At 65.6% G+C, this 26,512-nt stretch carries 27 protein-coding genes; 7 read left to right on the top strand and 20 right to left on the bottom strand.

The genetic code is table 11. From position 1 onward, the window contains the following. The first annotated feature begins 21 nt into the window (after positions 1 to 21). From lgt to WNM05_RS18395, 4 genes are all read left to right on the top strand, one after another. Positions 22 to 873, top strand: coding sequence for a prolipoprotein diacylglyceryl transferase (gene lgt / locus WNM05_RS18380; protein WP_434629589.1), 852 nt, complete (start codon positions 22 to 24; stop codon positions 871 to 873). Between the two features lie 177 nt (positions 874 to 1,050). Then, on the top strand, positions 1,051 to 1,854 hold the full coding sequence (locus WNM05_RS18385; protein ID WP_434629592.1) for an ABC transporter substrate-binding protein: 804 nt from the start codon (positions 1,051 to 1,053) through the stop codon (positions 1,852 to 1,854). Between the two features lie 77 nt (positions 1,855 to 1,931). After that, positions 1,932 to 2,672, top strand: a complete 741-nt coding sequence (locus WNM05_RS18390; protein WP_434629595.1) for an amino acid ABC transporter permease — start codon at positions 1,932 to 1,934, stop codon at positions 2,670 to 2,672. Next, on the top strand, positions 2,654 to 3,355 hold the full coding sequence (locus WNM05_RS18395; protein ID WP_434629598.1) for an amino acid ABC transporter permease: 702 nt from the start codon (positions 2,654 to 2,656) through the stop codon (positions 3,353 to 3,355). The genes WNM05_RS18390 and WNM05_RS18395 overlap by 19 nt, the downstream gene beginning before the upstream one ends. Positions 3,356 to 3,404: 49 nt before the next feature. Here WNM05_RS18395 and WNM05_RS18400 read toward each other — a convergent pair whose 3' ends face one another. Further along, complete coding sequence (locus WNM05_RS18400) at positions 3,405 to 5,270, bottom strand: prolyl oligopeptidase family serine peptidase (RefSeq protein WP_434629601.1); 1,866 nt, start codon at positions 5,268 to 5,270, stop codon at positions 3,405 to 3,407. A 179-nt stretch (positions 5,271 to 5,449) separates the two neighbouring features. Between WNM05_RS18400 and WNM05_RS18405 the strand changes: the two genes are divergently transcribed. Then, positions 5,450 to 5,767 (top strand): DUF190 domain-containing protein, encoded by a 318-nt coding sequence (locus tag WNM05_RS18405; protein WP_434629604.1) that lies wholly within the window; start codon positions 5,450 to 5,452, stop codon positions 5,765 to 5,767. Here the strand turns inward: WNM05_RS18405 and WNM05_RS18410 are convergent. The 3 genes from WNM05_RS18410 to WNM05_RS18420 form a co-directional block, all read right to left on the bottom strand. Continuing rightward, entirely contained in the window at positions 5,764 to 6,789 is a 1,026-nt protein-coding gene (locus WNM05_RS18410) for a linear amide C-N hydrolase (RefSeq protein ID WP_434629607.1), read from the bottom strand. The two genes, WNM05_RS18405 and WNM05_RS18410, sit on opposite strands and share 4 nt — an antisense overlap. 136 nt (positions 6,790 to 6,925) lie before the next feature. Continuing rightward, positions 6,926 to 7,135, bottom strand: a complete 210-nt coding sequence (locus WNM05_RS18415) for a heavy-metal-associated domain-containing protein (protein ID WP_434629609.1) — start codon at positions 7,133 to 7,135, stop codon at positions 6,926 to 6,928. 41 nt (positions 7,136 to 7,176) lie between these two features. Beyond that, a complete protein-coding gene (locus WNM05_RS18420) occupies positions 7,177 to 9,522 on the bottom strand; it encodes a heavy metal translocating P-type ATPase (RefSeq protein ID WP_434629612.1) in 2,346 nt (781 codons plus the stop codon). A gap of 127 nt (positions 9,523 to 9,649) precedes the next feature. Here WNM05_RS18420 and pncA point away from each other — a divergent pair, with 127 nt between their 5' ends. Beyond that, positions 9,650 to 10,282, top strand: a complete 633-nt coding sequence (gene pncA, locus WNM05_RS18425) for a bifunctional nicotinamidase/pyrazinamidase (protein WP_434629614.1) — start codon at positions 9,650 to 9,652, stop codon at positions 10,280 to 10,282. A gap of 46 nt (positions 10,283 to 10,328) precedes the next feature. On the opposite strand, the gene WNM05_RS18430 is transcribed toward pncA, so the two are convergent. The 9 genes from WNM05_RS18430 to dnaQ form a co-directional block, all read right to left on the bottom strand. Continuing rightward, on the bottom strand, positions 10,329 to 10,523 hold the full coding sequence (locus WNM05_RS18430; protein WP_434629617.1) for a type II toxin-antitoxin system HicA family toxin: 195 nt from the start codon (positions 10,521 to 10,523) through the stop codon (positions 10,329 to 10,331). Next, entirely contained in the window at positions 10,516 to 10,749 is a 234-nt protein-coding gene (locus WNM05_RS18435) for a DUF1902 domain-containing protein (RefSeq protein WP_070980929.1), read from the bottom strand. The genes WNM05_RS18430 and WNM05_RS18435 overlap by 8 nt, the downstream gene beginning before the upstream one ends. A 79-nt stretch (positions 10,750 to 10,828) precedes the next feature. After that, the gene (gene corA / locus WNM05_RS18440; protein WP_434629620.1) at positions 10,829 to 11,626 is read right to left on the bottom strand and encodes a magnesium/cobalt transporter CorA; all 798 of its coding nucleotides are present in this window, start codon (positions 11,624 to 11,626) and stop codon (positions 10,829 to 10,831) included. A gap of 272 nt (positions 11,627 to 11,898) precedes the next feature. Further along, positions 11,899 to 13,392 carry an exopolyphosphatase gene (gene ppx / locus WNM05_RS18445; RefSeq protein WP_434635164.1) on the bottom strand — a complete coding sequence of 498 codons (1,494 nt, stop codon included), beginning with the start codon at positions 13,390 to 13,392 and terminating at the stop codon, positions 11,899 to 11,901. A 140-nt stretch (positions 13,393 to 13,532) separates the two neighbouring features. Beyond that, positions 13,533 to 14,237 (bottom strand): phosphate signaling complex protein PhoU, encoded by a 705-nt coding sequence (phoU, locus tag WNM05_RS18450; RefSeq protein ID WP_434629623.1) that lies wholly within the window; start codon positions 14,235 to 14,237, stop codon positions 13,533 to 13,535. A 114-nt stretch (positions 14,238 to 14,351) separates the two neighbouring features. Further along, on the bottom strand, positions 14,352 to 15,011 hold the full coding sequence (gene rpiA / locus WNM05_RS18455; protein WP_434629625.1) for a ribose-5-phosphate isomerase RpiA: 660 nt from the start codon (positions 15,009 to 15,011) through the stop codon (positions 14,352 to 14,354). 238 nt (positions 15,012 to 15,249) lie between these two features. After that, on the bottom strand, positions 15,250 to 15,726 hold the full coding sequence (ispF, locus tag WNM05_RS18460; protein WP_101709323.1) for a 2-C-methyl-D-erythritol 2,4-cyclodiphosphate synthase: 477 nt from the start codon (positions 15,724 to 15,726) through the stop codon (positions 15,250 to 15,252). A gap of 28 nt (positions 15,727 to 15,754) precedes the next feature. Then, entirely contained in the window at positions 15,755 to 16,438 is a 684-nt protein-coding gene (ispD, locus tag WNM05_RS18465) for a 2-C-methyl-D-erythritol 4-phosphate cytidylyltransferase (RefSeq protein WP_434629629.1), read from the bottom strand. 1 nt (position 16,439) lies between these two features. Continuing rightward, the gene (dnaQ, locus tag WNM05_RS18470) at positions 16,440 to 17,198 is read right to left on the bottom strand and encodes a DNA polymerase III subunit epsilon (RefSeq protein ID WP_434629632.1); all 759 of its coding nucleotides are present in this window, start codon (positions 17,196 to 17,198) and stop codon (positions 16,440 to 16,442) included. Between the two features lie 499 nt (positions 17,199 to 17,697). Here dnaQ and WNM05_RS18475 point away from each other — a divergent pair, with 499 nt between their 5' ends. After that, positions 17,698 to 19,353, top strand: coding sequence for a DUF6178 family protein (locus WNM05_RS18475; protein WP_434629635.1), 1,656 nt, complete (start codon positions 17,698 to 17,700; stop codon positions 19,351 to 19,353). A 52-nt stretch (positions 19,354 to 19,405) separates the two neighbouring features. On the opposite strand, the gene WNM05_RS18480 is transcribed toward WNM05_RS18475, so the two are convergent. The 7 genes from WNM05_RS18480 to fabD all read right to left on the bottom strand — a co-directional run bounded on the left by WNM05_RS18480 (position 19,406) and on the right by fabD (position 26,497). Beyond that, the gene (locus tag WNM05_RS18480) at positions 19,406 to 20,668 is read right to left on the bottom strand and encodes a beta-ketoacyl synthase N-terminal-like domain-containing protein (protein ID WP_434629637.1); all 1,263 of its coding nucleotides are present in this window, start codon (positions 20,666 to 20,668) and stop codon (positions 19,406 to 19,408) included. Between the two features lie 38 nt (positions 20,669 to 20,706). Further along, on the bottom strand, positions 20,707 to 20,958 hold the full coding sequence (locus tag WNM05_RS18485) for a hypothetical protein (protein WP_434629640.1): 252 nt from the start codon (positions 20,956 to 20,958) through the stop codon (positions 20,707 to 20,709). Positions 20,959 to 21,014: 56 nt separating this feature from the next. After that, complete coding sequence (locus WNM05_RS18490; protein ID WP_434629643.1) at positions 21,015 to 22,439, bottom strand: MFS transporter; 1,425 nt, start codon at positions 22,437 to 22,439, stop codon at positions 21,015 to 21,017. Between the two features lie 125 nt (positions 22,440 to 22,564). After that, positions 22,565 to 23,914, bottom strand: a complete 1,350-nt coding sequence (locus WNM05_RS18495; RefSeq protein ID WP_434635165.1) for a PfaD family polyunsaturated fatty acid/polyketide biosynthesis protein — start codon at positions 23,912 to 23,914, stop codon at positions 22,565 to 22,567. Beyond that, the gene (locus WNM05_RS18500; RefSeq protein ID WP_434629646.1) at positions 23,908 to 24,636 is read right to left on the bottom strand and encodes a 4'-phosphopantetheinyl transferase family protein; all 729 of its coding nucleotides are present in this window, start codon (positions 24,634 to 24,636) and stop codon (positions 23,908 to 23,910) included. Before WNM05_RS18500 ends, WNM05_RS18495 begins: the two co-directional genes overlap by 7 nt. Next, complete coding sequence (locus WNM05_RS18505) at positions 24,630 to 25,715, bottom strand: acyltransferase domain-containing protein (protein ID WP_434635167.1); 1,086 nt, start codon at positions 25,713 to 25,715, stop codon at positions 24,630 to 24,632. Before WNM05_RS18505 ends, WNM05_RS18500 begins: the two co-directional genes overlap by 7 nt. After that, entirely contained in the window at positions 25,637 to 26,497 is an 861-nt protein-coding gene (fabD, locus tag WNM05_RS18510) for an ACP S-malonyltransferase (protein ID WP_434629649.1), read from the bottom strand. Before fabD ends, WNM05_RS18505 begins: the two co-directional genes overlap by 79 nt. Positions 26,498 to 26,512: the final 15 nt, after the last annotated feature.

Below are 26,512 nucleotides of genomic sequence, written 5' to 3' on the forward strand. Positions count from 1 at the left end.
GCAAACGCACATCACTGACAAATGCTGATTCATCCTCAGTTCGACCCGGTGGCCATCCACCTGGGCCCGCTGGCCGTCCACTGGTACGGCCTGATGTACCTGCTGGGCTTCGCCCTGTTCCTGACCATGGGCAAGTACCGCCTGAAGAACGGCAACGACGTGCTGACCGTGCCGCAGCTGGACGACATGCTGATGTACGGAGCCGTCGGCGTCGTCGTCGGCGGCCGGCTCGGCGAGGTGCTGTTCTACCAGCCCGGCTACTATTTCAGCCACCCGCTGGAGATCTTCATGGTGTGGAAGGGCGGCATGTCCTTCCACGGCGGCTTCCTCGGCGTGCTGATCGCGGTGGCGATCTACGGCCGCAAGGTGGGCCGCGGCTTCTGGCAGCTGACCGACTTCATTGCGCCGCTGGTGCCGCTGGGTCTGGCGGCCGGCCGCGTCGGCAATTTCATCAACGGCGAGCTGTGGGGCCGCGTGGCCAGCCCGGACCTGCCGTGGGCGATGCTGTTCCCGCAGGCGCGGATGGAGGACATCGCCGAGGCGCAGCAGTCGTCCGATCTGATGAATATGCTGATGCAGTACGGCGGCCTGCTGCGCCACCCGTCGCAGCTGTACGAGTTCGCGCTCGAGGGCATCGTGCTGTTCGGCGCGCTCTGGCTCTACAGCGCCAAGCCGCGCGCCACCGGCAAGGTGTCGGCCGTCTTCCTGATCGGCTACGGCCTGGCCCGCTTCGTCAGCGAGTACTTCCGCAATCCGGACGCCGGCATCTTCGGCAAATCCGATGTGATCAGCATGGGCCAGTGGCTGAGCCTGCCGATGATAGTCGTCGGCGTCGCGCTGTTCGCCTTCTTCGGACGGCGCAAGCGGAGCTGAGCGTTTTCGATACCCAGGGCCGGGACATCCCGGCCTTTTTCACGCCCGCGCGACGGAAGCCGCCCGGCCGAAAACATTTACTGGAATATATAACTAATTTTTTATAATTTCTGGATATTAAAAAACCAGGGTACGATGGCGGCTATCGATTCCACTCGGCAAACTACAAGGCTCGCCATGAAAAAGACCCTCGCCGTCGCACTCGCCATTGCCCTGACTTCCACCGCCGCCCTGGCCGACCGCCTGGACGACATCAAGAAAGCCGGCGTGCTGCGCGTCGCCGCCTTCGACAGCAACCCGCCGTTCGGCTTCCTCGACGCCAAGACCCGCCAGATTTCCGGCCTGGACGTCGACGTGGCCCAGCACATCGCGAAGAAACTGGGCGTGAAGCTGCAGCTGGTCCCGACCAATCCGGCCAACCGCGTGCCGCTGCTGGTGTCCGGCAAGGCCGACATCGTCGCCGCCAACTTCACCGTCACCGACGAGCGCAAGAAGCAGGTGGACTTCAGCCTGCCCTACTTCGCCTCCGGCCAGCAGTTCATCGTCCGCAAGGGCGCGCTGCAGAAGCCTGAGCAGTTGGCCGGCCTGCGCGTAGGCGTCGACAAGGGCACGACCCAGGAAGTGTATCTGCGCGAGAAATACCCGAAGACCACCGTCGTCGCCTATGACGACACCCCGCTGGCCTTCACCGCGCTGCGCAACGGCAACGTCCAGGCCATCACCCAGGACGGCTCCAAACTGGCCGCGCTGCTGGCCAATGCGCCGGACAAGGCCAAGTACGAGCTGGCGCCGTTCACGCTGACCCGAGAATTCCAGGCCATCGGCCTGCCGAAGGGCGAAGCCCGGCTGACCAAGGTGGTCAACGAGACGCTGCGCGAGCTGGAAAAGAGCGGCGACGCGGCCAGGATCTACGACCGCTGGTTCGGCCCCAAGACCAAGGCCCCGCTGCCGCGCGACTTCAAGATCGGCGACGCGGCCTGACCCCAGGCAGGTCCCCGTCCGCAACCGCCGGCGCCCCCGGCGGTTTTGCCGTTTCACCGCTGTAGAGAGACACACGCATGACCCCACCCGCCTGGCTCGGCCACAACTGGCTGGAGCCGCATTACCTGATCTGGCTGGGCAAGGGCGCGCTGCTGACCGGCTGGCTGTCGCTGCTGGTCGTCGTCGCCGCCAGCCTGCTCGGCCTCGCGCTGACCGCGCTGCTGGACGGCGGCCCGCGGCCGTTGCGGCTGGCGACGCGGCTGTTCCTGGAACTGCATCGCAACACGCCGCTGATGGTGCAGCTCCTGCTGTGGTATTTCGGCGTGTCCGGCCTGCTGCCGGACGAGGCGAAGATCTGGCTGAACACGCCGCGCGCGCTGATGCTGCCCTTCGATCTGGCGCTGCCCTGGCCGTCGTTCGAATTCCTGGCCGCCTTCACCGCGCTGACGCTGTACAGCGCCGCCTTCATCAGCGGCGAGCTGCAGGCCGGCCTTAACGCGGTGCCCAGCGGACAGCGGCTGGCGGCGCGCGCGCTGGGCATGAGCGGCTGGCAGGCGCTGCGCCTGGTGGTGCTGCCGCAGGCCTGGCAGCTGGTAAAGCGGCCGCTGGTCGGCCAGTACACCGCCATCGTCAAGAACACTTCGCTGACGATGGCCATCGGCCTGGCCGAACTCTCCTACGCGTCGCGCCAGGTGGAGACCGAGACCTTGCTGGCCTTCCAGTCCTTCGCCGCCGCCACCGCGCTGTATCTGGTCCTGGTGCTGCTCACCCAGCTGCTGGCCCAACGGCCGGAACCGGCATGGAGGACATTGCGATGATGCCGGATGTGATCCGAGACAATCTCGACTACCTGCTGTGGGGCAATCTGTCCGGCGGCGAACCCGGCGGCCTGCTGCTGACCGCTGCGCTGAGCCTGGCCGCCGCGCTGCTGGCAAGCGGACTCGGCCTGGCGCTGGGCATCGCGCAGCTGATGGGCGGTTCCGCGCTGAGGCGCGCGCTGGCAGCCATCACCGCGGTGCTGCGCGCGATCCCGGTGCTGATGCTGATTTTCTGGTGCTATTTCCTGCTGCCGCTGTTGTTCGGCGTCGACATCCCCGGCCTCGCGACGGTGATACTGGCGCTGGCGCTGATCCACTCGGCCTACCTCGGCCAGGCGGTACTGGCCGGCCTGGGCGCCGTCGGCCGCGGACAGTGGCACGCCGGGCTGGCGCTGGGCTTCTCGCGCTGGCAGACGCTGCGCTGGCTGATCCTGCCTCAGGCGCTGCGCATCATGCTGCCGTCCTTCGTCAACCAGTGGGTGTCGCTGCTGAAGGACAGCTCGCTGGCCTATATCGTCGGCGTCGCCGAGTTCACCTTCGTCGCCACCCAGGTCAACAACCGCGAGCAGGTGTATCCGCTGGAGATCTTCAGCGCCATCGCCGTCGGCTACCTGTTGTTGTGCGGCCTGCTGCAGTTGCTGGGGCATTGGGGTGCGCGGCGCTGGCGGCCGGCCCGCGCATGAAAAAAGCCCGCGCATGCGCGCGGGCCGCTTGCGGCGGAGCCGACCGCCCTCAGTCCAGGTATTTCTTGAAGAACTGCTCCATCGCGCCGTAGGCGGCGAAGCGGTTTTCCTCGTTGTGGAAACCGTGGCCCTCGTTGTCCTTGACGATGTACTCGACGTCCACGCCGCGCTTCTTCAGCGCATCGACGATCTGCTTGGATTCGTTGATGTTGACGCGCGGGTCCTTGGCGCCCTGCAGCACCAGCAGCGGCGCCTGGATGCGGTCGACGTGGAAGACCGGCGAGCGCTCGCGCAGCAGCGCCTTGTCCTTTTCCGGATCGCCGACCATCTCGTACATCGAATCCAGGAACGGCTTCCAGTACGGCGGGATGGTCTTCATGAAGGTGAACAGATTGGACACGCCGACATAGTCGACCGCGCAGCGGTACAGTTCCGGCGTCTTGGTGATGCCGGACAGCGTCGCGTAGCCGCCGTAGCTGCCGCCGTAGATGCAGACCTTCTTCGGGTCGGCCACGCCCTGCCCCACCAGCCAGGCCACGCCGTCGCTGACGTCGTCCTGCATCTTGCCGCCCCACTCCTTGAAAGAGGCTTCCCAGAACCGGCGTCCGTAGCCGGTGGAGCCGCGGAAGTTCATCTGCAGCACCGCCCAGCCGCGGCTGGCGAAGAACTGCACTTCCGGATTGAAACGCCAGCTGTCGCGCGCCCACGGCCCGCCGTGCGGATTGACGATGACCGGCAGGTCCTTGGCGTTCTCCTTGCCGCGGGGCAAGGTCAGATAGCCGTTGATGGTCAGGCCGTCACGGCTCTGGTACCGGACCGGCTTCATCGCCGCCATCCGGTCTTCCGGCAGCCACGGCGTGACCTCGGCCAGCAGCGTCAGCTTGTCGCTGGCCTTGTCGTACAGATAGCGCTTGCCCTGGGTCTTGTCGTTCCACACCGCCACGACGAAATGGTCCTCGTCGCGGTCGCCGGACTGGAGATCCACCTGGTAGCCCGGAAAGCGCGCCTGCAGCTTGTCGTATAGCTCGCGCGCCACCGGATCGAAACACTGGCGCCCCGGCTTGTCGGTCTCGAAGTCGGCGCAGGTGATCACCTTGCGCTTGTGCGAATAGCCCAGGTTGTCGACGTCGACATCGTTGCGGGCGTAGATCTCTTTCACTTCCTTGCCGGTCTTCGGGTCGTATTCGACGATGGCGGCCTTGTCGCGGCCCAGATTGCTGGAGGCGTAGAAGCGCTGGTTGTCGAAGGTGAAGAACAGCGGCGTGAAATTCTCGCGGAAATTGGTGGTCAACAGCTTGCGAAACTTGCCGCCGGCTTCGTCGCGGTACATCACGGTATTGTTGACGCCGTCGGTCTCGACGGCGACGCGGATATTGCCGTCGTGGTCGGTTCCCCAGCTGGCCACCTTGCCCGGATTCTCCGCCTCCAGCTTCAATTCGCCGGTCTTCAGATTGACGCGGTAAACGTCGAAAATCTCGGGATTGCGTTTGTTCAGCCCGACCAGCAGCTCGTCGTCGCGGTCTATCAGGCCATCGACGATCTCGGCGCGCACGCCGGGGAACGGCGTCAGGTCGCGGGTTTCGCCGCTGGCGAGATCGACGCTGTACAGATGGAAGTTTTCGTCGCCGCCGCTGTCCTTGGTGTACACCAGCCTGTCGTTGCCCTTCCAGAAATAGCCGGACAGATCGCGGTCCTTGATCGAGGTGACGCGCTGGTCCGGCTTGCCGGGACGGCGCACGACGATGTTGCGGCGCGACTCCCACGGCGCGAGGAAGGCCACGCTGTCGCCATTGGGCGAGACGGTGAAATTGCTCTGTTCCGGCGTGCGGAAAAAGTCGCGCAGCGGAATGTCGGCCGCCAGCGCCGGACCGGCCAGCAGCGTGGCCGCCAGCGCGGCGGCGATCGGTTTCTTCATGGTATTCCCCCTTGTTTCGATGCAGCCGCCCCTGGTCTTCGCTGACGCGGCCCGACCGATGATCATAGTCCGCGCAAGAAGCAGCCACAATATGCCGAGGGAATTTCCAGTGCAGGCGACGGCCTCCGCCCGCTGATACAATGGAAGAACAGCGCCGCCCGCGCCATCAGGAGGCCGCCATGCAAGGCTACCAGCTATCGTTCTTCACCCAGCAGGACCACCGCCACCACGGCGTGCCGCTGGCCGAGTGGATATTGCAGGAGGCGCGGCGCCTGGGCATAGGCGGCGCGACGCTGTTCTCCGCCAGCGAGGGCTTCGGCGGCGGGCGCCGCATCCACGCCGCCCGCTTCTTCGAGCTGGCCGACCAGCCGGAGGAAGTCACGATGGCGCTCAGCGCCCAGGAGGCCGAGCTGCTGCTCGACCGGCTGCGCGACGAAGGCGTCAGGGTGTTCTACATGAAGACGCCGGTGGAGTACGGCATGCTGGGCGACGACTAGCGCGGCTCGATGAAGCTGATGTCGGCCAGCTTGGGCAGCGGGATCACCTGGGTGTCGACGGCGCCGAAATCGATATCGGCCAGCTTCAGTCCGCAGTACTGCATGCTGTCGTAGGTGCGCAGGCCGATCTCGCCGCTGTTCAGTCCCTTAACCACCGCCCACTGGGTATAGTCCTGCTCGGCGCCGTCGCGGATGACGCCGCGCGGGATATCGACGGCGTTCAGCAGATGGGTGGCCAAGGTGTAGGCCTGGGGCAGGTCGTCCGGCGTGTCGGCGTACTGCTTCAGATAGACGGTGCGCACGAAGCGCGCCGGCGGCGTCGCGTTGCCGGGCAGGCCGGCCAGGCCGCCGCCGTGCCCGGGCGCGGCCACCGACAGCGTGCCGATTTCCTGCGGCGCCGGATCGTTGGGCGTCAGGTTCAGATAATTGCCCAGATTGTCCAGATGCCACGGGAACCACGGCGCATTGGTGCAGACGCCGACCGGGTTGTGGTAGATCTTCTGTTGTCCGTCCTGGAACTCCACCACCACCGAACGACCGTCCTTGTCGACGATGGCCGCGTGCAGCGGCAGCTGCTTGGCCAGCCAGTCCGGCAGCCAGAACTGCCGCGTCGGGAGCAGCTCGCGCACTTCGGCGACGCTGCCGCAGTGCGCCAAGACCCAGTCGGCGAACAACGGCGCCAGCACCGTGGTCTGCAGGCTGGAAAAATCCTGGTAGCGGGTCTGCGGCAGCCACAGCAGGCTGACGCTGAGTCCGGCCTCGTTCAGGCCGTCGGTGACGATGCGCTGCGAGATGCCCGGCAGCGGCAGATTGGTCGAACTGACGCCGACATAGCCGTAGCGCACCGACCAGCCCGCCGCAGCCTCCATCTTCTGGAATTCCGCGCCGGCCCACACCGGCTGCTGAAAGGTCTCGCTGCGGCGCTGGATGTAAAAGGCCGGGTCCAGCGGCCGGGCGAACTCCATCGAACGACCGACCACCTGATTGCGATCAGCGGACTGCAGTTGGAAATGCGTGCACATGCGAGGCCTCCGTGTCCGACCCGCCTCCAACCGTTCTCGGCGCCGCCGGATGGCGGCGAGGCGGGACAGGCGCTAGCAAACCTCGCCGCACCGCCCAGCGGTACTGGTCTTTGTGACGGCCGCCCGGCGAAGCCGCTCAGACGCTGACGTCGAAACCGGCGTCGCGGACCGCCGCCGCCAGCTCCTCCGGCGACACCACGGCCGGGTCGTACTGCACGCGGGCGCGCTTTTCCTCCAGGCTGACCTCGGCGCCGACGACGCCGGCCATGCCGCTCAGCAGGCCGGTGACGCTGCCTACGCAGCCGCCGCAACTCATGCCGTCGATGTTCAGGATCAATTCCGTCATTGTGTTCTCCATTCGTTCAGATTGACTATCGGCCCTGCCGCTCAGCGCCAGCGGCGCAGCAGCAGGGAGTTGGACACCACCGATACCGAGCTCGCCGCCATCGCCGCGCCGGCGATCACCGGGTTCAGCATGCCGACGGCCGCCAGCGGGATGCCCAGCACGTTGTAGACGAAAGCGAAGGCCAGGTTCTGGCGTATCTTGGCCAGACTGGCGCGCGACAGGCGGATCGCGTCCACCGCGTGCGCCAGGTCGCCGTGCATCAGCGTGATGTCGGCGGCGGCGATGGCCACGTCGGAACCGGCGCCCATCGCCAGACTGACGTCGGCCGCCGCCAACGCCGGGGCGTCGTTGACGCCGTCGCCCAGCATCGCCACCTTGCAGCCCTGCCGCTGCCAGTATTCGACCACATCGGCCTTGTCCTGCGGCTTCATGCCGGCGCGCCACTGCTCTATGCCGGCTTCGGCGGCGATGCTGCGCGCGGTGCTTTCGTGGTCGCCGGTCAGCATCACCACCTTGACGCCCAGCCCGCGCAGCGCCTGCACCGCCGCCTTCGAGCTGTCCCTCAGCGGATCGGCCAGCGCCAGCACGCCCAGCGGCTTGTCGTCCAGGCTGACCGCCACCACCGTGCAGCCTTGCTGCGGCCAGGCGGCGGCCTCGGCCGGCGGCTCCATTCCTATCCAGGACGGCACGCCCACCTTGACCATGCCCGCGCCCGGCAGCGCGGCCTCGACGCCATTGCCGACATCGGCGCGAAAGCGCTCGCAGGCCAGCAAGGGCAGTTCCAGCTCTTTCGCCCGCTGCAACAAGGCGTGGGCCAGCGGATGCTCGGAGCCGGCCTCGGCGCTGGCCGCCAGTTGGATCAGCCGGCTCTCGTCGCCGTCCAGCGCCAGCGCGCTGCGCAGCGTCGGCCGGCCCTCGGTCAGCGTGCCGGTCTTGTCCACCAGCAGCACGTCCACCTTGCCGGCCTGCTCAAGCGCGGCGGCGTTGCGGAACAGGATGCCGCGCCGCGCGCCGTTGCCGACGCCGACCATCACCGCCGTCGGCGTGGCCAGGCCCAGCGCGCACGGGCAGGCGATCACCAGCACCGCCACCGCGTCGATCAGCGCCGTCGTCCAGCTGCCGAGCAGCCAGCCGCTCAGCAGGAAGGTCAGCAGCGCGACCGCGCTGACCGCCGGCACGAATACCGCCGAGATGCGGTCCGCCAGGCGCTGTATCGGCGCCTTGCTGCCCTGGGCCGCGGCGACCATGCGCACGATCTCGGCCAGCTGGGTGTCGCCGCCGACGCCGGTGGCGCGCACCTTGAGCATGCCGTCCTGGTTGCGGGTGGCGGCGTAGACCTTGTCGCCGATCCGCTTCGCCACCGGCCGGCTCTCACCGCTCAGCATGCTTTCGTCCAGCCAGGCCTGGCCGTCGACGACCTCGCCGTCCACCGGCAGGCTGTCGCCGTGGCGCACCACCACCACATCGCCGTGTTGCAGCCGGTCCACCGCCAGCTCGACCAGCTCGCCGCCGCGCTCGACGCGGGCGGTCCTGGGCGCCAGCTTCACCAGCGCCGCGATCGCCGCCGAGGCCCGGCCCTTGGCCCTGGCCTCCAGCAGCTTGCCCAGCAGCACCAGCGTGATCACCGCCGCGCTGGCCTCGAAATACACGTGCTGGCCGGGAATGTCCCACAGCGTCACCGCCGCCGACAGCAGCCAGGCCATGCTGGTGCCCAGCGCCACCAGCACGTCCATATTGGCGACGCCGCCACGCAGCGCCTGCCAGGCGCCGCGGTAGAAGCGCCAGCCGACGATGAACTGCACCGGCGTCGCCAGCGCCAGCTGCCACATCCTGGGCAGCCAGCCGTGGTGGCCGCCGGCGAACATCGCCGCCATTTCCACCATGAAAGGCAGCGTCAGCAGCGCCGACGCGGCAAACCAGGCGAGCTCACGCCGATAACGGGCGGCAGCCTGCTCTCCGCCGCCGCCGTCCTCGCGCGGCGACGGTTCGAATCCGGCCTTGCGCACCGCGTCCAGCACCCGCCCGCGGTCCGCCAGGCCCGGCAGGTAGTCGACCCGCGCCGACTCGGCGGCGAAATTGACGCTGGCCTCGACGCCGGGCAAGCGGCCCAGCGCCTTCTCCAGCCGCGCCGCGCAGGCGGCGCAGCTCATGCCGCCGATGCCCAGCTCCAGCGTCTGGCGCGGTACCTCGAAGCCGCAGCGGACGATGGCGTCCACCAATTGCCGCGGATCGGTTTGATCGGGATCGTAGCGCAGCTGGGCGCTTTCATTGGCGAAGCTGACCGCCGCCTCGACGCCGGCGATGCGGTTCAGCTGCTTCTCGATGCGGGCCGCGCAGGCGGCGCAGCTCATGCCGGCCACCGGCAGCGTCAACAAGGATTGTGTCATCGCGTCCTCCTGCCCTCTTTATACCCCCATGGGGTATGTAAAGCAAGCGCGGTAAAGACCCCGTCCCCTTTACCGTCGGGCGCGCCCGTGTTAACAAGACGGAAGACGACAACAACAAGGTAGTCCCATGCCCCTGAAACGCTATGGCGCCGACTGCGCGCTGCTGGTGGTCGATGTGCAGAACAGTTTCTGCCCCGGCGGCGAGCTGGCGGTGCCCGGCGGCGACGAAGTGGTGCCGCTGATCAACCATCTGTCGCTGCTGTTCGAAAACGTGGTGCTGACCCAGGATTGGCACCCGAAAGGCCATATATCGTTCGCGTCCGGCCACCCCGGCATGCAGCCTTTCCAGAGCCTGGACCTGCCCTATGGCGCGCAGACGCTGTGGCCGGACCATTGCGTCGCCGGCAGCCCAGGCGCCGACTTCCATCCCGAGCTGGAGACCGGACACGCGCGGCTGGTGGTGCGCAAGGGCATGCACGCCGGTGTGGACAGCTACTCCGCCTTCGTCGAGGCCGACAGGACCACCGTCACCGGCCTGGCCGGCTATCTGGACGCGCTGGGTGTGAAAAAGGTGTGGCTGGCCGGCCTGGCCACCGATTTCTGCGTCGCCTGGAGCGCCATCGACGCCTGCGCCGCCGGTTTCGAAACCCATGTGATCGAGGACGCCTGTCGCGCGATAGACATCGACGGCTCGCTGGCCGAGGCCTGGATGCAGATGCGCCAGGCCGGCGTCAGGCGGCTGCGCTCGGACGAGGTGTAAAACAGAATCAGCCGGCGCAGAGCCGGCTGATTGATATGAATTGCTATCAGAAATGGTGGTGGATGCCCGCCTGCTTCATGATCTCATTGGCGGTATGCCTAGACCGAATGCTGCTATCCACCGGAAATTTCGTATTTGTAATGGGGCTATACCAGATTTCGTGGTCGCCTTTCCCTTGGCGATCAAAGCTGCAGCCGTGTTCCTTCAACTTTTTCTTTACCGCAGCGGTAAAGTCAGTCACAAATTACCTCGGTTGAGACCTGTTCCGATTTCAGACGAAAACGAATCTCTCCCTCGGGCAATGGCTGATCATTCAGCTCCAGCAACTCCGGAATGCGAGCCTTGAGCATGGCCACCAGTTCCTCACGCGTAGCCGCCTCTGCAACCAGTCCTCGCACATCTTTGCTGCTAGCCACCCAAACACTGGCTTCATCATCCCAGATTGCATGAACCGAAAACGGTTTCATGGTTCTCTCCCGCAACTCTCAACTAGAATCAATCGTCTATTGAAGCTTCGATTCATCATGGCACCGTGAAGATGGAGCGTCAAATCCACCGCCGCTTCCAGAACCACCAGCTCATCCCGGCGGAAATGCCGCCCATCGCCAGCAGCACGATGAAGTAGCCGTAATGCCACTTCAGCTCCGGCATGTACTCGAAGTTCATGCCGTAGATGCCGGCGATCAGCGTCAGCGGCATGAAGATCATCGTGATCACCGTCAGCACCCGCATCTGCAGGTTCAGCCGGTGCGACTGCGTGGACAGATACAGGTCCATCATATCGCCTACCATCTCGCGGTTCATTTCCAGCGACTCCAGCACATGGACCACGTGGTCGTAGGCGTCGCGCAGATAGACGCGGGTGTCGTCGCCGATGCGCTCCTCGTCTCCGCGGTTCAGCGACAGCAGCACTTCGCGCAAGGGCAGCAGCGCGCGCCTGAGCTTCAGGCAATCCCGCTTCAGCCGCTGGATCTGGCGCAGCACGCCGCTGTCGCGGCCGGCCAGCAGCTGGCCGTCGGTGCGCTCCACCTTGTCGTTGAACTGGCCGAGCACGCCGAAGTAGTCGTCTATGATGGCGTCCAGCAGCGAATAGGCCAGATAGTCCGCGCCGCGCCGGCGCAAGGCGCCGCGGCCCTTGCGCAGCCGCTCGCGCACCTGCTCGAACACCCCGGTCGGCTTTTCCTGGAACGACAGCACGAAGCCGTCGCCGAGCACCAGATACATCTGGTCCGACTGCAGCCGCCCGCCCTGCTGATAGTCGAACACGCGGCAGACCAGGAACAGGTAGTCGTCGTAGTCTTCCAGCTTGGGCCGCTGGCGGGCGTTGAGGATGTCCTCCTGCACCAGCGGGTGCAGGCCGAAACTCGCCTATCGCCTGGATGGCGGCGACGTCCCGCAGGCCGTAGACGTTCAGCCACAGCACCTCGCCGCAGCGGCGGTAGCCCGCCAGATTGGCCAGCGGCAGCTCGGCCAGCTCGATCGCCTCGTCGGCGCAGAAATCGAACAAGGACAGCTTGGTGCCCGCGTGCTTGGCTTCGCCGACCGGCAGCAGCGTCCCCGCCTGCTCGCCCAGCGTCGGCAGCCTCTCCTTCAGCTCGGGATGGCGCATCGCCGTCCTATTTCCGCACGATGTCTAGCTGGAAGCCGACGTTTTTCCATTGATTGACCTCCTGGCGGAAGCTGCTGGCCGATAGCGGATTCGCCTCCAGCCAGTCGTCGCTCAGCGACAGCGTGAAGCCGCGCGCGTGCTGCCTGAGGTCCAGCTCCGCCGGCAGCGCCACATTGATGCGGCTGCGGTAGAACAGCACGGCGATCCGCAACGCCACCACCGCCTGCCACAGCGCCGGCTGATTGATGTATTGCGCCATCTTGCCCATGTCGCCTCGATGGCCCAGCACGATGGCGGCCAGCGTGGCCTGCTCGCGCTTGGAGAAGCCGGGCATGTCGGCGTTTTGCAGGATGTAGGCCGAATGCTTGTGGTAAGCGGTGTGGGCGATGGTCAGGCCGATCTCGTGCAGCTTGGCCGCCCAGCACAGCCGCTTCAGCATGTCCTGGTCGACGTCCTCGCCGGCCAACATCCGGTACAGCCGCTCGGCCAGCAGATTGACGCGCTCGGCCTGCTGCGTGTCGGCGTGGTAGCGGCGCTTGAACAAGGCCACCGTGCTGTCGCGCATGTCCTTCTCCCGCTGTCGGCCCAACAGATCGTACAGCACGCCGTCGCGCAGCGCGCCCTCGGTGACGATCATCTTCTCGACCTGCAACTCCTCGAACACCGCGATCATGATGGCGAGGCCGCCGGCCAGCACCGGCGCGCGGTCGGCCTTCAGGCCGTTGACCTTGATCGCGTCTATGCTGCCCTGCTCGATCAGCACCGCGCGCAGCTGCTCCATGCCGGACAGCGTGATGTCGGCCCGGCTCCAGTCGTTGATCTCCAGCACGTCGCGCAGCGAGCGCGCCGTGCCGGAGGTGCCGACGGCGAGCTGCCATTCGCTGGGACGGTATTCGTGGCGTATGCGCTGGATCTCGTTGCGGGCCGCCAGCACCGCGTCGCGGAAGTTGCCGCGGGTCAGCTTGCCGTCCGGGAAGAAGCGCAGCGTGTAGCTGACGCAGCCCAGCGGCAGGCTTTCGGTGACCAGCGCCTTGTAATGGCTGCCGATGATGAATTCGGTGGAGCCGCCGCCGATGTCGACCACCATCCGGCGCTCCTTGGTGTCGGGCAGCGAATGAGCGGCGCCCAGATAGATCAGCCGCGCCTCCTCGCGCCCGGCTATCACCTCGATCGGGAAGCCGAGCCGCTCCTCGGCCTCGGCGATGAAGCCGGCGGCGTTCTTGGCGACGCGCAAGGTATTGGTGCCGACGACGCGCACCTGACCGGGCAGGAAGCCGCGCAGCCGCTCGCCGAAGCGGGCGAGGCAGGCCAGCGCGCGCGCCTGGGTGTCGTCGTCCAGATGTTTGTCCGCCGTCAGGCCGGCGCCGAGGCGCACGGTCTCCTTCATGACGTCCAGCGTGTACAACTGATCGTCCACCACGCGGGAAACCTGCAGCCGGAAGCTGTTGGAACCCAGATCGATGGTGGCCAGCACGGTATGCGGGGGCGTGGCGTGTGTCAAGGACACCCCTTTTCTTGTTCGGTTGCGCCCGCGCGGACGCAAGGGGACGAAGATCGCCCGGCGCGCCCGGCAAGCAAAATGGCGGTAACCGCGAGATGTTACCGCCATTTTACGTCCAGCGTCATGTCCGGCTCGTCCGGCTAGCGCCCCAGCGACTCGCGCTTCTTGTCTTCCAGCGTGGTGTGGCGGATGTCCTTGCCCTTGACCAGGTAGACCACGTATTCGGAGATGTTCTTGGCGTGGTCGCCGATGCGCTCGATCGCCTTGGAGATGAACAGCGTGTCGATGGACATGCTGATGGTGCGCGGGTCTTCCATCATGAAGGTGATCAGCTGGCGCAGCTCGGACGCGAAATTCTCGTCCAGCCGCTGGTCTTCCTCGGCCAGCTCCAGCGCGGCGCTGGTGTCCAGCCGGGCGAAGGCGTCCAGCGCGCGGCGCAGCATCGCCAGCGCCACCTCGGCCATTTTCTCGATCTCGCGGAAACGCGGCATCTGGAAGCGCTCGGACTGGTGGATGGTCTTGCCCATGCGCGCGATCTTGGCCGCCTCGTCGCCGATGCGCTCCAGGTCGGTGATGATCTTGATCACGGTGAAGACGATGCGCAGATCGCTGGCCGCCGGCTGTCGGCGGGCGATGATGTGCAGGCAGTCGTCGTCGATGCCGACCTCCATCGCGTTGACCAGCGCGTCCTCGGCCATCACCTTGTCCAGGCGGACGACGTCGCCGGCCATCAGCGCGTCTATCGCCGACAGGATCTGCTGCTCCACCAGGCCGCCCATCTGCAGCACCCGGGTCCGGATGGTTTCCAGTTCCAGGTCGAACTGCTTGGAAATGTGTTCTGCCATGTTTGCCTCGGGCTCTCGCGGAAAGGATGGATTGTAAGACAATGAGATGACAGCCGCGTGACATGCCATCTTTGCCCGGCCGCGTTCGACGGACCGGGCCGGACGGGATCTCCGTCAGCGCAACACTTCGACGCCGCCCTGCTTGCCCAGCACCAGCACGTCGGCGCGACGGCGGGCGAACAGGCCGCAGGTGACGACGCCGGCGATGTGGTTGATGGTCTCCTCCAACTCCACGGGCTTCATGATCTGCAGGCCGTGGACGTCGAGGATGAGGTTGCCGTTGTCGGTGATCACGCCCTGGCGCAGTTCCGGGTGGCCGCCCAGCTTGACCAGTTCGCGCGCGACATAGCTGCGCGCCATCGGGATCACCTCGATCGGCAGCGGGAAGGCGCCCAGCATCGCCACGTACTTGTTCTCGTCGGCGATGCATATGAACTCGTCGGCGACGCCGGCGACAATCTTCTCGCGCGTCAGCGCCGCGCCGCCGCCCTTGATCATGTGCAGGTGATGGTTGATCTCGTCGGCGCCGTCGATATAGACCGGCAGCTTCTCCACTTCGTTCAGGTCGAACACCGGAATATGGTGCGCCTTCAGACGGGCGGTCGAGGCCTCGGAACTGGATACCGCGCCGCGGATGCGCCCCTTGATGCCGGCCAGCGCCTCGATGAACAGGTTGACGGTGCTGCCGGTGCCGACGCCGATGATGGCGTCCTCCGGCACGAATTCCAGCGCCTTCTGGGCAACGGCGAGTTTCAGTTGATCCTGGGTCAGCATTACGGGGCCTCCTGGCATGGGTATGGGTTCCGCCGGTCTCCGGCAGCGGCGGCGATGCGCGATTATCCCACAAGAGGCCGGCTCAGGCATGCCGCCCGAAAGAGACGCAGGATCAGCAGTCCATGCGGCGGATAGGATAGCAGCCGATCAAAGCATAGAGCCAAGGCGCGCCGACGCAGGCAGTACACATCGTACGACAAGGAGGCGCAACGCGGGATCGGCGGTTTCAGCAGCGGCGTCAAACCGGCATCAGCAGACAGGCGGCCTGAGCCTCTATCGCCTCGCAACGGCCGAGATAGCCGAGCTTCTCGTTGGTCTTGCCCTTGACGTTGACCGCGCCGACGTCCAGCCCCAGGTCGGCGGCGATATTGGCGCGCATCGCGTCTATGTGCGGCGCCAGCTTGGGGCGCTGCGCGATCAGCGTGCTGTCCACATTGACCGGCCTCCAGCCGGCGGCGCGCACCCGCGCCGCGGCTTCGCGCAGCAGCGCGCGGCTGTCGGCGCCGCGGAACTCGGCCGCGGTGTCCGGGAAATGGCGGCCGATGTCGCCGAGCGCGGCGGCGCCGAGCAACGCGTCGGTGATCGCGTGCAGCAGCGCGTCGGCGTCGGAATGGCCGAGCAGGCCCTTCTCGTGCGGAATCTCCACTCCGCCCAGGATCAGCGGGCGGCCCTCGACCAGCTGATGCACGTCATAGCCTTGTCCGATACGGAACATATTGGTCCTTCCGCCTTGCGGCGTTCAATCACTGCGCGTCGCGCGCGGCGAGTATCGCGCGCGCCAGCGCCAGGTCGCGCGGGTAGGTGACCTTGAAATTCTGCGCGTCGCCCTCGACCAGCTGCGGCTTCAGCCCCAGCCGCTCGATGGCGGACGCCTCGTCGGTGATGTCGGCGCCGCCGCCGTCCAGCGCCCGGACCAGCGTGCCGGCGCGGAACATCTGCGGCGTCTGAGCCAGCCACAGGCCGTTGCGCGGCACGGTGGCGCTGACCCGGCCGTCGCCGTCGGCGCGCTTGACGGTGTCCGGCACCGGCAGCGCCAGCAGGCCGCCGACCGGATGGTCGGCCAGCGTGGCGATCAGCCTCTCCGCCGCCGCCACAGACAGGCAGCAGCGCGCGGCGTCGTGCACCAGCACCCAGTCGTCGTCGGCGCAGGCCAGCGCCGCCAGGCCGGCGGCCACGCTGTCGGCACGGCTGGCGCCGCCGACGCGGTGCACCGACAGCTTGGGCAGCGCCCAGGCGAAATCGTCGAACCACTCGTCCTGCGGCGAGATCACCACCGCCACCTCGTCTATCGCCGGCACCGCCGCCAGCGTGGCCAGCGTGTGCCACATCAGCGGCTTGCCGTTCAACTGCAGGTACTGCTTGGGACTGGGCGCGCCGAAACGGCTGCCGGTGCCGGCGGCCGGCACCAGCGCGATCATTCTCGCCATCTCAGCCCTCCGCCGCGGCCGGCGCCTCCAGGCCGCGCCACAGGCACTGCCCCTTCACCGCCTTGTCCAGCGTATCCAGGTAAGCCTGGTGCTCGGCCAGCTCGTCCGCGCTGGCGGCCAGCACTTTCAACGGCTTGCGCTCGAACTGGATGGCGCCGGCGTCGCCGCCGCCCGGCAGCTCCACCTCGATGTCCATCGCCAGGCTCTCCTGGCCGCGCGTCATCCACAGATACACCTCGGACAGCAGTTCGCAGTCCACCAGCGCGCCGTGCAGCGTACGGTTGGAGCGGTCGATCTCGAAGCGGTCGCATAGGGCGTCCAGGCTGTTGCGCTTGCCGGGGAACATGTCGCGCGCGTCGCGCAGCGTGTCGATCACGCCGCTGCACAGCTTGTCGATCGGCTCCATGCCCAGCTTGGCGAATTCGGCGTTGAGGAAGCCCACGTCGAACGGCGCGTTGTGGATGATCAACTCGGCGCCGCGCAGGAAATCGGCGATCTCCTGCGCCACCTGGCGGTACACCGGCTTGCCGGCGAGGAACTCCAGCGAGATGCCGTGCACCCGTTGCGCGTCGGGATCGATGTCGCGTTCGGGATGGATGTAAAGGTGCAAGTGCTTGCCGGTCAGCTTGCGGCCTATCATTTCCAGGCCGGCGAATTCGATGATGCGGTGGCCCTGCTGAGGATCGAGACCGGTGGTTTCGGTATCGAGAATGATCATTCGGTTGGACGTCAAATGTAAATTCCAATCTATCCAATGCATACGCAACCGTCTCATTCTACCACTTGCGATGGCTGTCCATCTCGCCGCGTCCGGGCGAGCCGCCGTCCCCGCCGGCGGACCCGCTCTACGCAGGCGGCGACCGCGACGGCGGCGCGATCCTGGCCGGATCACGTTGGCATCCGCTTGTCCGCCTGCGCTGCGGCTCATCGGTCCGTCTCGAAATCCGGCCGGAACCGATCAATAAAAGACGATTTATTCTAGCACAAACCTTTTCCCGCCGATGAGCTGACAGAAAGAACAGCTAGCATATTGTCCAGCCCTGCCTTTCAATAGGCGCCACGTTTCGGTACAAAACAAATCAGACGAGCCGATATTAATAAAATGGCAGGCCACGCCATAAACAAACTGCACCGTTAATATATTTTTTCAAAATCAGTCAATCAACTGTTCGATCAATCGACCGCCGCATCAGATTCAAATATCGATCGGCACATTCAAAGACATACCGATGACTGGATCCACGCTCCCGGACCATGCCATGAAAAGAACGACCGAACTCGACAAAGGCCTGCCCTCCGCCCCATTGCGCGGCGGCAGCGAATTGATTCGCCAGATTTCCGGCAGTCCGCAGCTCGCCACCTATATTCAGGAATTGCCTGCCTACACACTGAACAAACTGATAGAGACGGTAGGACTGGAAGACTGCCAGGAAATATTGGCCCTGGTCAGCGCGGAGAAATTGAAGGAGGTTCTCGATATCTCGCTCTGGCATGGCCAGGGGCTGGGCCAAAGGGAAGAACTGGACATCGACCAGTTCATGCGCTGGATCGAAACGCTGCGCGAAGATGAAGACAGGCTGGCGCCCCGCCTGATCGCCCTCGGCGAGGACTTCATCGTGGTATGCCTGGCCAGGCTGATATCGGTCGTCGACAGGACGGTCGCGACGCCGGAAGACGACGGCGGGATTTCCATCGACAACTACCAGGTCTTCCCCAAGATAGAAAAGCACTGGCACGTCGTTGTCGAAATGCTGCTGAATCTGTCTCGGCATGCCGCCGAATTCCTGCTCCGCGTGCTCGAGCGGTGCAATTTCACCCCCAGCGCCAGCCGGCAGAGCCAGGAGGAGGACGGAGAGGAGGCCGAGCTGCTGGAAGAGGATATCACCGGCGACCGCGTCGCCTCGCGCTCGGCCTCCGGCTACGTGGATCCGGTCAGCGCGACGCTGTTCCTGATGTCGGCGAAGACGCAGCCGCTGGCATCGCTGCTCGACCAGCGGCGCTACGATGTCAACACGGCGGACTTCCTCGGGAAGCAGCGCCAGCGGCTGGCGCAGACGTTCAGCGGGCGGCCTGCCGACGCGCGACGCCCGCCGCTGCTGCCGGCGGCCGAAAACCCGGTGTCCGGGCAATCGCCAGCCGGCGAGACGGAAAACCGCGAAGCGTTCGCGGCGCTGGACGCCATCCTTAGGAACGCCGGGGTGTTCGCGCCCGCGCAATCGGAAACGCGGCTGCTGGCAAGCGAGGCCGGACAGCAGCGCTCGCCCGCCTCGTCCTTGCTGAAAACGGCGCTGTCGCGCCTGCCGGCGGACATCGCCTCCGACAGAATGGCGGAGCTGGCCTACCTGTCCAACATCATGATGTCGGGCGCCACCGTCCAGGGGAAGGCGATCCATGAAGCGGAGGCGGCCCAGATCGTCGGCGCGACCAGCAATCTCGGCGCATGCTACCTGGCCGGGACCGCGGGCGAGGACGCCGCCGGCGCCGTCGTCCGGCTGCAACACGATCTGGAGGCCGAACCCGGCATCGTGCGCTTGTTCCAGATCGGCTATCAGCTGCTTTGCACGATTCCGGTCCGCTGCGCCGAGGCCATCATCCGGTCCGCGCCGCAAAAGCAATCGCTGCTGGACGAATTCGAGTACGAATACGAGGAGGAGATCGCCGCTCCGTACGAGATCATGAAACTGATAAGGGAAAACCGGTACAACGAAGCGAAAACGTTGACGGACAATCTGCCGGCCGAATTTCACGGTTCGACCATCACCGCCCTGCGAACGCTGATCGACGCGACCCCCTGCTTTCCCAATGTGCTCGAAGCCCAGGCGGGGTCAAAAAACATCTATGTGAAGAAGGGCTATCGCCATATTTCCACGATGGAGGACATCGCGAAAATCCACGCCTTCCTGAAACGGTTGTAGCCCTCCCGGAGCGGCCCGGCCGACATCGCTTCGCGACGGCCGGGCCAAAGGCTCAGCCGCTTCCGACGGGCAGCGACGGCGAGGCGAAGACGAGACTGGTGTTGATGCCGCCGAAACCGAAGGAATTGCTGAGCGCGACCCGGAGTTCGACGTCCCGACTGTCGGTCCCGAGCAACGCGCACGCGTGTTCGATCGGATCGGTCAAATTCAGATTCCCGTGCAGGAAGCCGGCGTGGATCTGGACAAAGCAAGCCACCGCCTCCACCACGCCGGCCGACCACAGGCAATGCCCGGCTATGCTTTTGGTCGAGTTGACCAGCACATTCGGACAATGCGCCCCGAATGCCCGTTCTATCGCTTGCAGCTCGGTGATGTCGCCGAGGCTGGAACTGCTGCCGTGGGCATTCACGTAATCGACGGCATCGACGGGCACCCCGGCGTCGGCGAGCGCCCGTCGCATGACCGCGGCCTCCCCGGCGACCGACGGATTGGCGCTCCGGTTGCCGTCCAGCGACATCGCCCCGCCGAGAACGCGTCCCAGCGCCGGCGCGCCGCGGGCAAGCGCGTGGGACGCATCCTCCAGCACCAGGCATGCGCTGGCCTGCCCGGGAATGAAGCCATTGTGGCGCCGGTCGAAGGGGCGGCAGGCCAGACCCGGCGCGTCCAGATAGGCCTCGCCGCCCAGCGCGCCCAGATTGGCGAACGCCTGCAGCTGGAACGGGGCCAGCTCGGCCAAGGCGCCGATGACGACGCAGACGTCGGCCCCCCCGCTGCGGATCAGCCGCAGGCCGTTCAGTATCGCGACGTTTCCGGAGGCGGAAGCCCCGCCGACCGCATAGCCTTCCCCATGTATGCCGAACACCTCGCTGACGCAGCCGATCAGATCGGTGTCCAGCATCTGGATGGCGGCGGACGGGCTCAGATAGGCGGGCTCCTCGACAAAACGCTCCGACCAGCCGGCTTCGAACGCGTGCGCCAGGTTCTGGCCGCCGACCACCAGGGCCGTCCGCTCGCCGCCGGCCGGAAAGCCGGCCTGGCACCACGCCTGCGCGACGGCCAGCAAACCGGTCTGCACCAGACGGGTCGAGCGGCCGCCGACTTTCCGCAAGCGGGCCTCCAGCGACGGCTCGGCCTGCAAGGCCGATGGCATGTGCTCGTCCAGGTTGAACGGCCCCAGCTCCGCCATCACGTAGCCGGGGCGCGAGGACGGCGCGGCGCGCACCGCGCTGAAGCGGCTGCGCCCGCTGCGAAGGGCGTCGGCGAAACGCTCGACGCCTATGCCCACCCCGCCGACCATGCCCATTCCCGTAACCACCGCATCGCGGCGGGAAGGCGGCCGGCCTCCGGCGGCCGTCAAGCCCCCGCCTCGGTCTTGCCATGCAGAATATCGACCAGGCCGCCGATATTCTTCGCCTCCCGCAATTCCAGCGCGGAAGCCTTCACCCGCAATGCGGCCATGCTGCTGACGACGATCTCGGCCCTGTCGACCGAGTTGGCGCCCAGCTCGCTCAGGCTGCGCTCCCGCGTCACCAGCAGCGAATCCAGATCCGGCAGCGTTTCCAGGATTATTTCTTTCACCGTCGAAAACACATCATCTTTGGTCATACCCGGCCTTCCTCACGTGAAGATAGTTTGCATGCGGCAACGTCCATGCCCGCCGTTCAATTGCTTGGCGCCACGGATGCCACCGCTCTCTTTCGACATAACGAGCTTTGAATCGACAATGCCAGTACCAACAAGGTCAGAACCATCAAACCGATGAATATTTCCCCCAAGGCGTCGACTTGATGCTGCGCCGGCGCGCGCGCGGCGCCGTGCGCGAATGCGCGCCACGACCCTATCGCGCCCACCAGGGCCACGCCTATGGTCTGCCCCATCAAGCGCGTCATCGCCAGCAGGGCCGACACGACGCCGGTATGCCCGGCGGCGGCCGCGGACATGATCAAGGCATTGTTCGGCGACTGGAACAAACCCAGCCCCAGGCCGACGAGGATGAATTTGCAGACGAACTCCAGCGATGTGGTGCGCGTGGACAGCGTCGACATGGCGATGAAGCCGATCGCCATGATGAGCAGGCCGACGACGATGACGCGGTGGGCGCCGAAACGATCGGCCATGACGCCGGAGAGCGGCGCCGCGACGGTCAGCACCACCGGCGTGACGGCAAGCAGCAAGCCTGTTTTGGCGACCGCGAAACCCAGCACGTTCTGCAGGTAGAACGGCAGCAGCAATAAGGTCGCGGCGATGCTGACCGAGCTGAGAAACGCCGCCAGCAGATTCAGGCTGAGCACGGCGTTGCCGAATAGCCACGCCGCTACGATGGGGTTTTCCGCCCGGCGTTCCATCCAGACGAAGACAAGCCACGCGACGATGGCGGCGAACCAGACCCCTGCGCCGCCCAGCGCATCGAGAAATCCCGTCTCGCCGGGAGACAGCGCCAGCAAGGACAGCGTCAGCGCGGCGATCAACGCCGCGGTTCCGGCCAGGTCGAACGGCGGACGCTCGCGAGTCCGGCTTCGATCGAGGTGCTTGAACGCCACGATGGCGGCGCCGACGCACAGCGGGACATTGAGCCAGAAAATGGCATTCCAGCCCAGGACGGCGATCAGCGCGCCCCCCGCGCTGGGGCCCATGATCACCCCGAGGGCGACCGCCGCGCCCATGATGCCGAATGCCCGCCCGCGCTCGCCGGCCGGCACCAGCTCCGTCACCAACGCCGGGCCGAGCGCCAGGATGATGGCCGCGCCGATACCCTGTATGACGCGGCCGAACAATAGCCAGCCTATCGATACCGGCACCGCGCAGCATGCCGAGCCGAAGCCGAAGACCGCGATCCCCGCCACGTAGATGTTTCTTTTCCCCACCGCGTCGGCCAGCCGCCCCATAGGCAACACCAGGGCCGTCAGCGCCAGCATGTACGAAAGCACGACCCAGCGGACCAGGGCGAAGTCCGCATCGAATGCCCCGGCGATGGTCGGCAGCGCGATATTCACCGCGCTGCTGTCAAGCATGGCCATGAAGAGGCAGATCAGCACCGCCGCCATGCCTCCCCGCTTATGGCCAGAACCCTTGCTGTCGCTATCCATATTGCCTCCCGAAGCCCGGCGACGCCGGAACTGTATTCGCCATGCTGGCCGGAAGCCGCGCCCCGGCCAAGGGCATGGCGCCTGAAATCGCGTCCCCACCGCCCCGTCGCGTCCGGCGGCGATGATTATCCGGCGACGGCATGCGTCGCTCTGTGCAAGGCCTTGTCGATATATTCTTCGGCGCCCCGCAGCAAAAGCATGCCGATTTCGTCGACATGGCGGCACCGCCAGTTTTCATACCGGCTGCCTTTCACCCAGGCATTGAAAGCCCCCATCGCGGGCCCGCATTGAATTTGATAATCGGCTTTCTGCTCTTCGCTGCCGCGCAAGGCGAGACGCGTCGAGTGGATGAAGTACCAGCGGAATATCGCCGCCATCCTGGCTTTCGGGCTTTGCTCGATCTCGGCGAGACGTTGAGGATTGCATCTGGCGTAATATTCCCGCGTTTCCCGCCATACCTCGTCGAAGCTGCGGCGGAAATACTTTTCCTCGATCGATTGGCGCACCTTGGGCTCCAGCTCGTCCAGCGACGCGTGGCGCCGGTAAAGCTCGTACAGTTCATTGGCGCGCGGCGGGAAAAGCAGACCGCGGCGCACCACCTGCACGCGCGCGCCCAATTCGAACATGTCGCCGGCGGGCGCGAAGCCGGTGTCGCCGATCTCGACCGTCTGCAGCAGGTCCTTGACCCGGCTGCTCGTCCCGGCCTCCACCGTGCACTGGTTGATCGAGCCGGTGACGATGAAGTCGGCGCCCATCAGAAAGGCCGCGGCGGCGGCCTCGGGCGCGCCGATTCCGCCGGCGGCGCCGACATTCACCGGCTGCGCGTAACGCCTCTCCCCGCCTATCCGGTCGCGCAGTCTGAGCATGGCCGGGAGCAAGACGAGCAAGACCCCCCGGTCGGTATGTCCGCCGGAGTCCGCCTCGACGCAGATATCGCTGGCGACGGGCATGCGGCTGGCGATGTCCGCTTCGGAGGCCGACAGGCGGCCTTGCGCCACCAGGCGCCGCAACGCGCTTTCAGGCGGAGGGCTCAGAAACAGCTCGGCCACCTCGGGCTGCGATATTTTCGCCAGCACGCGCCGTCGCGCGCGCGGCGCCCCGTCCGGCCCGGCATACGCGCCCTTGAAGCGATACCAGACCAGGCTGTCGTGCACCCGCATGAACGCCGACGCCTCGATGTTCGGCACCGCCATCCTCAGGCACAGCTCGACGATGGAGAATTCCTGCTCCGGCTGGTCCATATTCGCCAGCAAGTTGACGCCGTAAGCCTGCCCTGGCCCCAGCCGCTGCTGAATCGACAGGATTTCCTGCTCGATCCGGTCCAGGCGCATCCCGCCGGTGCCGAGAAAGCCCATCATGCCCGCACGCGCCATGCCGACGACCAGGTCGCTGGATGAAATGCCCTTGTACATCGATCCGGCCACATAGGCCTGGCAAACTCCATACTGCCTTCTGAATTCGCTGGCCCCTAACATCCTATCCTTCCCTTTTCCTGTCGCGGCCGGCACGGCCAGCCGACATACGTGAACACCATGCCGGGCAGAATGCTGTAACAACCGTCCGCTTCGAAACCGGCGGATACCCGATCGCTCAAATCGGTCAAGACGCGAAAGCGGAATGCCCGGGATTCGGCATCCCATGCGACGATTTCGACGTCGAGAAAGTCGAAATACTTTCCGACCTGCGGGTACAGGCACTTGAAAATGCTTTCCTTCGCGGAAAAAATCATTGTGAAGAACAGGCGATCGGACCAGCTCGAACCGTCGCCTCCGAAACGCCATTCGCCGTCGCAGACGACCTGATCGCGCAATAATCGGCAGGTCTCCACGCCTATGACGCTTTCGGCATCGATTCCCAGCCCCCTGGCGTCGCGGGCGGACGCGACAACGGCCGCGGCCAAACCGTCGGTATGCGTGATCGACCCCACCAGGCCGTCCGGCCAGACCGGGCTTCGGTCCTCCCCTATCGGCAAGTCGCATGGAAGCGGATGCCCGGCCTGCGACAGCGACTGCATCGCGCAATACCGGCCGGCGAGATAAGCGGCCTTCCTCCGGGAGACCGCGCCCGACAGCGATGGCGGAAGCGCCACGCCCAGATCGTCATGGCTGGCGGGACCGTATTGATCGCCGTCGTAGGCGGCTGCGACCAGATTGGGGACCGGGAAGGGCAAGCCGACGTCGACGCGGGCCATCAGCATGACGGCTCCGGGAATCTTCGATCCCGGCGCCGGAAACCGAGCACGCCGGCGACCATCGCCTCGAAAACCTGGGCGTCGTTTCCAAACGGACTCATGGCGGAGAATATCGAACGCTGCGATTCGGCGCCCAGGACATTCCGGGAAAAAGCGGACAAGGTCCCGGACGGACTCAGGTCGACATAAGCGTGCCGGGCGTGATCCGGTATCGCCTTCAAGGTTTCGGCAAACCGTATCGGCGAGCGCAGGACCCGCCAGCCGTGATCGGCGTCGAAACGGACGACCGGCGCCATCGCCGCGCAGGACCATGCCGGCACCTGCGGCGGGACCTGCCCGGGCCTCAGCGCCAGTCCGGCCCGCACGGCGTCGGGCAAGGCGATCCAGCCGGAATGGAATCCGTAGCGAACGGGCAGGCGTTGATGGAGTATGTCGCGCTGCCGCAAGGCCCTCTCGACCCTGGCCAGCGCCGGCCGGCTGGCCGAGATGACAAAGTGCCTGGCGTAGTTGACCGCCGCGAGCTCGCAGTCGGCGAACAGCGCCGGCTCGCCGTCGAACAGTTCCACGCCGTCCAGGATCGCCGTCATGCCGGCCTCTTCGCAATGCCGGGCGATGCCGTCGGCCTGCTCGATCACCGAAACCAGCGCGTCGTCGAATTCCGCCATGCTGGAAATGGCGGCCGCCGCGAACTCGCCCAGGCTGCAGCCGACGACGAGATCGGGCACGATGCCGTGTTCCGCCAAAGCCCGCGCCAGCGCATACTCGATCAGGAAAATGGCCGGATGGCTGTATTTCAGCTGATCGAAACTATCGGACTTGCTCCGGGAGGGATCAAACATCGCATCGAGCAGCGAGGCCCCGGCGACGCGATGAAAAACCGCCTCTCCGCGCAGCAGGCAAGAACGGAAGGCGGCGTTGACACCGAACAATTCCTTTCCCATGTGGAAATATTGCGTGCCTTGCCCGCCGCATAGGAACACCAGCTTGGCCGTCGATTCGTCGCCTCTCATTGTTTCGAAGTCTCGCTCTTGATGATTTTCCGCAGGAAAGGCGTCAAGACGGCCCGAGGCGCCACTTCCTTCCATTCCGTCACGCCCTGTCTCGCCATATAAGAGATGCTTTCGACCCAACGCACCGGCGCGGTGATTTGATCGACCAGATCGACCGCCACGCTTCCATTCAGATAAGGCAAGGCCCGGCGGTTCGAAACGACCGGTGTATGCAGCGTATTGAAATGGAAAGGCTCGATGAAATCTTCGAATGCCGCCCTGGCCGGCGCCATGAATCTGGAATGGAATGCGCCGCCGACGCTGAGGATATGATATGAGGCGCCCAGATTCTCAAAAACGCTCTGGGCCGTTGCAATATCCTGAGCCGAGCCTGAAATGACCACTTGCGAGGGCGTGTTGAAATTGGCCAGATCCACGTCGAACAAGCCGGCCTCGGATAGCGCATCGAATATTTCCGTTCCCGACAAGCCGACGATCGCCGCCATGCCGCCCCTGTGCTCGACGCCTCCCATCAATTCACCGCGTTTGGCGACCATGCGCAGGCCGTCCTCGAAAGAAAACGCGCCCGCCGCCAGCAGCGCATTGTATTCACCCAAAGAATGTCCGGCATAATAATCGGCCATTCCGGAGCCGCTGCGGACTTCCCGCATATGACTCAGCGCATTGACGACATAAATCGCGGGCTGGGTATACTCGGTACGATTCAATCGTTCATGCGGATCGGCCAGGCAAAGCTCTTCAATCGAATAGCCCAAAATATCGTCGGCACGGTCAACCAGGTCCGGAAACTCCCCAAACACCTCCGCTCCCATGCCGCGAAACTGGGAACCTTGCCCTGCGAAAATATATGCCATCATATTGCGATATCCTTT

Origin of the sequence: Chromobacterium sp. CV08 (genome assembly GCF_051129845.1) — a bacterium.
Classification (GTDB): Bacteria; Pseudomonadota; Gammaproteobacteria; order Burkholderiales; family Chromobacteriaceae; genus Chromobacterium.